Here is an 8,676-nt window from a genome sequence, read left to right on the forward strand (position 1 = left end):
CATCCTTCCAGCTCGCTCGCCCCGAGCAAGCCAACTCAGATGTCACCTATTCGTGCAGCAGACCCTGTGGTTATTTCAGCATTCCGTCGTTGATCGTTCGGTTGACTGACGTCTCCCAGCGGTGAAGTTGCCCGGGTGTGGTCAGCGGAGCAGGTAGATGGCGATCGAGGTGACTGCGCATGGTTACCGCTCCAAGGAAGATCAGAACCAAGTTCAATGCCGCCCACGTTGCGTCGGTGTCGGGCTTCGTTAGTCCCTGGGCTTCGTAGTCGTGCCACCGTGTAATGCCTTGCTCGGCTAGTAGATCGAACACCTGCGAGCTGAGCTCCCGCCCATCTGCGAAAGCGCGTGCGAGGTATTGAACTTCGATTGAGTGGTCGGTGACGAGGTTGACGACACGGTGGCCCTGCTCGCTGGCAGGATTGCCAAACTGCTGAGTGAGTGGACCGACGACCGCGGCGCGGAGTACTCGAAGGACGTGTTGGTCGACGGCCTCGACGAGTTTGCGTTTGTGCCCGAAGTGGTGCTGGATGAGACCTATCGAAACGCCCGCTTCGCGTGCAATATCGCGAAGCGAGGTGGCTTCGAGGCCGTAAGCGGCGAAGCGTTCTAGCGCGGCGGCGAGTATGTCGGTCGCGCGGATGGGACGGTCCGGCGATTCGGCTGCGCCGGCGGTGTCTGGCCTGTCCACCCATTGAGGGTAGTTCGGGTTCGCGCGGTCGGTGTTGATGGGATGAGATTTGCGATGGCTTGGGTACTAGCGTGGTCGCGAATTCCAAGTCGGAAGGAATACTTGGCTTGCGCCGAATGAATCGCAGTGCAGGGGGACTCCGCGGTGCATGACCCACGCGTGTGCGAATGGGTCGCCCTCGGTCCGGCGGACCCCGACTTGTAGGTATGTCTCGCTGTCACCGAGCATCCAGCAGGTGGCGATGGCGGTGGGAAGGCATTGTGCACCCGGTAGGAGCAGCCTTGCGAGCCCAATGAGCCATGCGATCCGTTCTCGATTGCACTGGGCTTTCCGGCTGACCCGCGTGAGGGTAGTTGTGCTGCGTGCCGAACGCAGCGCGGTGAGATCGGTCTGTGTGGGCGTTGTCAGCATGACGGCGCGGCATAGGTGCCACACGGCGCGGTGGAAATCGATGAGATCGTGGCGGGGGAGGCCGGCAACGATCCAGCCGTAGTTGGACAGGCCCGTCGCACTGCGGCGGAGATGGGTGATGCGTTCGATTAGCGGGCTCGTCGGTTTACGCGTCATGCTGGTATTCCCCATTGAGCAGCCCATCGGTCGTAGCAGAGGGCCGACCAGAAATGGTCGAAGTTGGTTGGTCCGCCTTCGTAGGAAGAAGCCGGGGCGAGTCCCGTCTGGTAGTAGTGATCCAGTTGGTCGCCGTCAATGTGAGCGTTTGATGAACGAAGGGCTGACGTTGTGAGGGTGTCGATAATGTCTTCGTGTGAATGCTGCAGGTTGAGCATGACGTTGGCCGTTTGTTCGGCGCCGCCGTAGCGCGTCGCGATCGGCGTGGGCAGATACTTGCGCAGCGCCCGGCGTTGGAGTGGTTTCGTGACAGGTGTTCTGCGGAACGTCCGCTGCGGGGCGCTCAGTGTTGCACTGAGAACGTCGATGCTGATGAATGGGTGGCGTCGCTTAAGGCCTTGCGGTTCAAACACTTCGCGTGACAGCCACTGGGATTCCTCCCAGAAGTTCGATTCGAACATGAGGCTGTAGGCACGCCGCATCACGCGGTCAGGGCAGTCCATTTCTAGCAACGGGCGGAATTTGAACTCCCACAGCAGTTCCTGTTCGTCGATACCGGTGACAAATGGCGGAAGTAGCGGGTCATCGGGGATGTTTGGGCGGTGCTTTCCGTAAATCTGTGACCAGGTGTGTGCAGGCAGCAGGGCTCTGGCGTTAGCACTATGGGAGAGCCGGCCGATCGGGTAGTCCCTGACGGCGAAAAGCTCATCACCACCGAGACCATCCAGAATGACTTCCAGGCCAAGTGCATGGGCTTGCTCGATAACGAGTTGGTCGTCGGCGCGGAAGAGTCCCCTGAAAGGCCGAGATTGCCGTTGTGCATAGGCGAACAGCGAGGCTGGCTGTGATGTGATTGGCATAACGGGGAGCCGGTATGTCTCGTGAAGGGCGTTGACGTATGTCTCTTCGTTTGTCTCTGGCGCCGCCGGATATATGTTGGTGAACAAGTGCGGCCGTCGTCCGACCGCGCAGCTGGCACCGACGACGGCTGATGAGTCGATTCCGCCACTGGCTAGGACGGCGGCCGGGGTGGATGTGCACCGGCTGACGGAGTCGGCAAATGCCTCAGCGATTCGGTCGCAGGCGTAGCGGGTCGATACTTGCTCGGTGTTCCAGAAGGGCTGCGGTGCCCGATCAAAGCGCAGACGTTCCGCCTCGATGTCGATGGTAACCACGATGCCAGCGGGTACCTGTTTGATGTGTAACCAGGGGGTGCGCATCGGTGATAGGCCGAATTGTCCTGCAGGAAGACCGGTTAACGTCCAGAGGGCAAACCGCTCGTCGAGCTCCTGGGGAACTGCGAGAGCATCGGAAAGTTCTTGGAGGATGGACAGGTCGTGGCAGAAGATCCACGGTGGGGATGCGACATCGAGATAGTAGAGCGGTTCTGTGGGGCTCCAGGCGCTTTGCAGTTGCGTGGTGGAATCGGTTGGTATTCCGGAAAACACCGTCCCGGTGCTGTATGGATCGACGTCGAAGCTGACGCTGCGCAGTGTGCCGCTGACAATCTTCGGCACTCCTTTGTACGGCGACACCAGCCACACAGTCGACGGGTGTGCGTGTCGAACAGCGTGGATGAGTTGAGTCAGGGTGAGTGCGTGAATGTCGAGCCCCGTCTGTCCCGCTCCGGCTGTGACAGCCGTCAGCACTGAGTCAGTCAATTCTGACTCCAGCTACAGCTCCACGTCGCGACGAGGTGGCGGGCGCGCAGAGGTGATCGGACGCACCTCCTGCGGTGATCATGTTGAGTAACTGGGCGCTGCTACTAACGCCGGCGACGACGTGGTCCAGGCAATCTCTGGCAAGGATATCGGCCAGAATCTTGTGAGCGGCGAGTCCGGCGGCCGACGCGGCGGATAATTCTGGTTCGATCTGACGGGCTGCACGCGCGCGTGCTACCACCTCGCTTCCACCGTGAAAGGGCTGGTTAACCAGAACCGTGATGTTTCGTTGCCGCGCAGTGTGAAGCGCCAGTTCCATTGCGCGGCTGCAGAGCGTCGCCGCGGGGACCTGGACGATGCCAAGGCTATCGATTTTCAGCGACTCGAAGACCTCTTCCGGAAGTTTCACTGAAACTCCGACCTTCAGCACGTACGGGAGCTGGTTCAGCAGCTCGAATGTGCCTGAGCTTCGCAACTGCCTCAGTTCGGTGAGTTCTGGGCAATGGATGAGAAGGTTCATACGCATGCCGTCCAGCCTGTCGTGGGATTGCGCGGCCGCGAATAGGAGGTAGTCGGGCGACAGCTCCTTGCCCGAATCGAACGGCACGACGGCATCGGACGGGAGTCGTTGAAAGTGGCGACCAATCCACCGTCCGGCGTGGTATCGGCGGTTGTAAAAGTTGTAGCCGACTTTCGTGGTTACGGCCATCGGCCCCATCTTCATCAGGAGATGGCGGTTACGCGCGAGTGTGCGTTCGGCGGCGCCGAAGCCGTACCCGTCCGCTGAATCCACTCCCGCGAATCCCATTTCTGCCGCGAGGCAGATGATCGCTGCTGCATCCGCATCGTTCACAAGGGCGCGACCGTGCGAATCCCATCGATACGGATGAAAGTTCGCAGTGCCGATAACGATTCGACTGACGTCAATCATCTCTCGATCGGTGTTCTATGCCGCTGTAACAACAAGTCCGCGGTCGGCGAGTTGTTGGAGGAACTCGCTGACGTCATTGTCGATGACGTCTCCGAAGTCTCTTGACAGCTGCTGCGCGATGTCACTGGGCGTCGAAGGTTGCCCAAGGAGCTTCCATATTGCACCGCCGGTGGCATTGAACTCAAAGTATGACCCGGCTTTCGGGTCAAGGATGACGCCCCGATCGGCATCGAGCTCGATGAACTCGACATAGTCGACCCGGGTGATGAGCGATGTGCTGTTTACGGTGGTCACCAACTTCCTCCTTCTATGATGAAGCGTGTTCGGACTCTGTACTGTGATCCTCTGAGGCTTCGTACATTTCGCGGTACTCGGGAGCGCTGACGATGAGTTCGTGGTGAGGGCCGGATGCAACTATCTGGCCGGCGCTCATGACGACGACGCGGTCCACATGTGGTGCGATGTGGAGCCGGTGACTGACGATCACCACAGTCTTTCCTCGGCATTGGTCAAGAATCTGCGTGCTGAGCCGACGATCAGCGAGTGGGTCCAGCGCTGTGGTCGGCTCGTCGATAACTGCCAAACCCTTATGGGGCAGAACAAGAAGGAATCGTGCGATTGCCAAGCGTTGCCATTGACCGCCAGAGAGATCGACGCCTGCGTTCAGCGTGGTCGATAGTTCGGTGTCGAGACCGTTGCGAGCTTGGGCGAGCTTGTCGCCGAGGCCGACTCGGGTAAGTACTTCGATCAGATCCTCGTCAGTGACATCCGGGACGTCGAATGTCAGGGCGTCCCGAATGGAGAGTGGCAGCCGTGCGGGATCTTGGGCCAGGACCGCGGTGCGCTGCCGATGCTTCAGGACTGGAATGGTGCGCAGGTCGGTGTTGTCCACCAGGACGGTGCCGGCCGTGGGGTCGTAGAGACGACTCACCAGTTTGCTCACTGTCGTCTTACCGGCGCCATTGGCACCGACAATGAGTGTCGATGATCCTGGTGGAAGCGCCAGCGAGACGGAGTCGAGAGCTTTCGCGGTGCCATCAACTGCGTAATTGAAGGAGACGTTCTGAAGTTCTATGGCTGGAGCGTGTGGGTGTGTCGAGATGCCCAGCGCGGGCGATTCAGGATCCAACGGTATGCGCGGAGTGGTCAGCTCGTACTGGCGAAGTCCGTCGAGCTGCTTGGCCGCGCCGACCATCTCGCTCGCGTTCCCAAAGACGATGAACAAGCTCCGCCGAAGTTCAGGAATGAGGCCTATGAACAGTGCCAGCGTGCCCACGGACGCCTGGCCAGTAAGTGCCTCTTGGATGACGTAGCCGTAGGGAACCAGTAGGCCGAATCCGCTCAGCAGCGCGAGCCCAAGTACTAGATAGGCTCCGCGAGTGCGGACACCGCGCCGCAACCGAAGCAGCTCCAAGGCATCTGAGGTCCACCTTGGTAGCAGCTTCAGGTGCATGAGGTATGTGCGAATATCCACCGCGAAACGCGGATTGAGCATCGCTGCACGTGTCTCTTGGATGCGATTGTTCAGCCCCACGTGCTCTTGCTCGACATCCCAGGATTTGCCTTCATAGCGGAGCTGCATCAGCGTGGCGGGAACGGTGGTGGCGAGGATGACCAGTGGAATCCACAGGCCGAGTGATCCTGCGATGGCTAGGGTCGGTATGACCAGCAGAAGACCTGTCAGCATGTTCGAGACGAGTTGGATAAGGTACTGGCCATCTGCTGTGGCGTCATTTGCCAGTGTCCGCAACGCTTTGAGCTCTTGATCGTCGTAGATGCCGAGGTCGTGGTGCGATAGCGACTTGTGGAGGGTGCGACGTTGAATCTCAAACGCCACCTGGTCGCGCAGGAGTGTGATCTGCAGAAGCTGCAGTGTTTCTGCCGAATCGGCAACCACATTGATGAAGAAGTAGATAAGGATGGGCGCCCAGATGCTGGCGGTCCAGAGCGTGAACCCGCTGCCTTGATTATCCGCGACATAGTCAACGAGGAACTGAATGATGAACAGAGTCGCTAGGGGAGCGGCTGCGAGCATGAGTGACAGCAGTAGCAGCGCAGTCCAGTCGCGTTTGCGCAGGCTGACGAGCAATCGCCACGCAAAGCCCAAGTAAGGCGGAAGTCGCTTGATTCCAGTCATGCCGCTGACCGCTCCTTCGAGATCGTCTCGGCCCAGTGCAAGCACAGGTCCACGAACTTGTGCCCGTGTTCGGTCAGACTAGGTTCGTCGGACAACGCTCTCAACGACGCGTCGCACTCAGTCACGAACGAATCGATCTTTCGTGACGCATCATCCCCGAGTTCATCAACGTGCATGAGGTGGACCATCGCTTCGCTGACGACGAGCAGCACGTAAATGGCGTGAAAAACGCCGTAGAGGGGCCGCGGCGTGCCGCGTATAGGCGAGTGGTGGAGACGCTCGTCGTCAGTCCAGAGCCGATGCGTGTGAAGGATGGTTTCAAACTTGTTATGTGACCACTCGTGAATCAGGTGGTCAATGGTGTCAATTGTCCGGTCTTCCGGACGAATGAAGATGAGTCCAGTTGCACCCGCGACACTGGTGCCGCTGACATCTGGATGGTCAAAAGCAACCACGGTGTTGGCGAAGGTCGAAAGCTCGACAAGGTCGTGAGGGACGTGCCGATCAATTAGATCAACGCAACGCTGCACATAATCTGAAGTGGCTGTGTCGTTGAGCAAAGTGGCTGTAACCGAACGTGATTCGATATCATCCTGACTCGCCACGACCTCGTCGAGGATCACCTTGTACGTGCTTAGGTGCTCAGGCGCCACCAGCTTGACAGCGGAAGGTGTGTCTCGACAGTCCCTCGCCGCCAGGATGAAAGCACCAAGACCTTCAGGTGTGTGGGTGTTCTTGGTGACCGCATCGCGCAGCGCGCACGTCACGTACTCGAACAGCGGTGCGCTGGCAATCGGGTGACCGGCTGTTCCAAGATCGCCGATGACCTCTCGGATGCTCCGTTCGTCACACGGCGGTACCAGGTTTCGTGTAATCGCAGTGAGGCCAGCGAGTTTGAACAGTTTGACGAGTTCCTCGCGATACGCATCTAATGCGAGCTGATCGTGGTCGGTGCATCTGAGGCGTGACTCGAGTTCGCCTGGCATCGTTGTTTCTCCTTGATGGGAGGGTCGGCGTGGACCGCGATTTCAGATTGTTTCGTGCGTGTCCGAGCTAGCTCATATGGAACTACTGAAGTACTGCGGCTCCACCTGCTGGACAACTCGTCAGTTGTCAGCCTCAGAAACCGCCCCTACGGTGCCGAACCCTACGGCCGCGGCGGTCCGGGCGGCTCGATCACGCCGCCGCCACGCTGGGTGCGGTCGCGACGACTACCCGCGCCGGCCTTGGTCAGCTCACTTACCGAGCCGAGGTCGGTCACAACCGGCTTGCTCCATGCTTTTGCATTCACATTTGCCATGTTCTTCCCCTTTGCGTGTACGGTCCACGCCTCCCCGCGCCAATTGTTGGCACCTCGAATGCGCGATGTCAAGAGCTACATGAGAATCACTGTGAGTCGAAATTGTCGCCGCCAGACCTGTTGTTTCGGTGGCATTCAGCACTACTAGTTGAGGCTGATGTGCGCAGTATGTGCACGTCAGGCGCTCCGTCGCGTACATCTGGGTTCTTCCGCCATGCGCGAGAATGCGTAGACAGTATGAACGTATTGTCTTCTAACAATATGTTCATATTGTGTTTACCTTCGCCACTTGGTCGTGCGCCAATGACCTGCCCGCGATAAAGTATGCGTGGCATGGATGTGATGCCCGGGAAGCGTGGTGTTGTGGGCCCGACATGGCCATGGCTCGCTGTGTTGTGTCCGCTGTCGGCATCGATGCCTGCCTAGCGCCAAGGTGGCACCGGTGAACGGGTGGGTGATGGGCGAGGGCGGGTTCCTCTGCAGGTCAGCCGAGCTCTTGAGATTTCGGCGGTACGTGCCATGCGGCAAATTAGTTCATTGTCATTGGCGCCACTGACTGGTGGTCGGTTTGAATCCGTTCTCTAACAAGCACATACGGCAATGGTCTAGAGTCCTGTGCCCAGATTCCTCTTGAAAGTGGCTCCGGGACAAGGCAGTATTTATAAGCAGGGTGAAACATCGGACTGGGGGTAGCACGATGGGATGCCGGCGAGGCGATGCAGTGAGCGCGTGCCGTCGAATCGAGGGAATGGATGTTCCAGTGGTGCCGCCGGGGGGCACTTGGCACGGTGACGGCAACGACGTTGCTAGGGCGAGCCAAGACAGTCGAGTTTGTTGTCGACTATGGCTGGGGTCGAAAGCAGTTTCAGGTTGACGTTGAAGCAGGCGATGTCGAGCCTGCGCCTGGTGACAGTGGCGATATCAGTCGCTGACATGCTCTGAACAGCTCCTGCGCTTGGCCAAATACGGCTCGTCGCAACGTGGTCGCCGGTACATGCCGTGAACTCCACGCACGCAATCGGCAGCGCCCGGGGAGTTGTCTCGTCAGATGCCAGCGGCGGTGGCGCGGTGGAGTACAATCGCAGCACGTAGTTCGGAGGCCTACCACGTTGAGCGCGTCGAGTAGAAGCCTGTCATATTAATCTGCGACGCCGCTACTAGCGGTGCATCGGATGGCAGACCCCATCGAGTTCTCGAGTTCTGGTCCGCCCTCGCCGCCAGCGCATTAATCGCGGGTCACTTTGAAATCGGTGGTCAATCACCGGGGTTGCAAATCACGAAATCGCAGTTGGACCATGTAACGAAATCGCGATCACCAATCGGAGGGGTCTGCTGCACGATCAGGTGACAGACAGTTTCGGTCACGCGGCCTGACTGGCCCGTGTGGTC

The 8,676-nt window shown here is 59.2% G+C and carries 8 protein-coding genes; all 8 read right to left on the reverse strand.

All coding sequences use genetic code 11. From position 1 onward, the window contains the following. Positions 1-70 precede the first annotated feature (70 nt). Positions 71-691 (reverse strand): TetR/AcrR family transcriptional regulator, encoded by a 621-nt coding sequence (locus tag G154_RS25765; RefSeq protein ID WP_157884735.1) that lies wholly within the window; start codon positions 689-691, stop codon positions 71-73. 66 nt (positions 692-757) lie between these two features. Beyond that, positions 758-1,285, reverse strand: a complete 528-nt coding sequence (locus G154_RS27350) for a lasso peptide biosynthesis B2 protein (protein ID WP_081649888.1) — start codon at positions 1,283-1,285, stop codon at positions 758-760. Further along, positions 1,255-2,907 (reverse strand): asparagine synthase C-terminal domain-containing protein, encoded by a 1,653-nt coding sequence (locus G154_RS00155; protein WP_131701369.1) that lies wholly within the window; start codon positions 2,905-2,907, stop codon positions 1,255-1,257. The genes G154_RS27350 and G154_RS00155 overlap by 31 nt, the downstream gene beginning before the upstream one ends. Positions 2,908-2,911: 4 nt before the next feature. Then, positions 2,912-3,850 (reverse strand): hypothetical protein, encoded by a 939-nt coding sequence (locus G154_RS00160; RefSeq protein WP_131701370.1) that lies wholly within the window; start codon positions 3,848-3,850, stop codon positions 2,912-2,914. Positions 3,851-3,865: 15 nt separating this feature from the next. Then, positions 3,866-4,144 (reverse strand): PqqD family protein, encoded by a 279-nt coding sequence (locus tag G154_RS00165; RefSeq protein WP_019513369.1) that lies wholly within the window; start codon positions 4,142-4,144, stop codon positions 3,866-3,868. A gap of 13 nt (positions 4,145-4,157) precedes the next feature. After that, positions 4,158-5,987, reverse strand: a complete 1,830-nt coding sequence (locus G154_RS00170; RefSeq protein WP_019513370.1) for an ABC transporter ATP-binding protein — start codon at positions 5,985-5,987, stop codon at positions 4,158-4,160. Beyond that, positions 5,984-6,973, reverse strand: a complete 990-nt coding sequence (locus G154_RS00175; protein ID WP_036478514.1) for an HEXXH motif-containing putative peptide modification protein — start codon at positions 6,971-6,973, stop codon at positions 5,984-5,986. Before G154_RS00175 ends, G154_RS00170 begins: the two co-directional genes overlap by 4 nt. A gap of 161 nt (positions 6,974-7,134) precedes the next feature. Continuing rightward, positions 7,135-7,287 carry a lasso RiPP family leader peptide-containing protein gene (locus G154_RS26240; RefSeq protein ID WP_110807440.1) on the reverse strand — a complete coding sequence of 51 codons (153 nt, stop codon included), beginning with the start codon at positions 7,285-7,287 and terminating at the stop codon, positions 7,135-7,137. Positions 7,288-8,676: the final 1,389 nt, after the last annotated feature.

Source organism: Mycobacterium sp. VKM Ac-1816D (assembly GCF_000416385.1).
GTDB classification, from domain to species: Bacteria; Actinomycetota; Actinomycetes; order Mycobacteriales; family Mycobacteriaceae; genus Mycobacterium; species Mycobacterium neoaurum_A.

Excerpts from the sequence above, each read along its gene's own strand:
- G154_RS27350 (WP_081649888.1), bottom strand. The coding sequence starts at position 1,285 with ATGGGCTGCTCAATGGGGAATACCAGCATGACGCGTAAACCGACGAGC.
- G154_RS00160 (WP_131701370.1), bottom strand. The coding sequence starts at position 3,850 with ATGATTGACGTCAGTCGAATCGTTATCGGCACTGCGAACTTTCATCCG.
- G154_RS00170 (WP_019513370.1), bottom strand. The coding sequence starts at position 5,987 with ATGACTGGAATCAAGCGACTTCCGCCTTACTTGGGCTTTGCGTGGCGA.
- G154_RS00175 (WP_036478514.1), bottom strand. The coding sequence starts at position 6,973 with ATGCCAGGCGAACTCGAGTCACGCCTCAGATGCACCGACCACGATCAG.
- G154_RS26240 (WP_110807440.1), bottom strand. The coding sequence starts at position 7,287 with ATGGCAAATGTGAATGCAAAAGCATGGAGCAAGCCGGTTGTGACCGAC.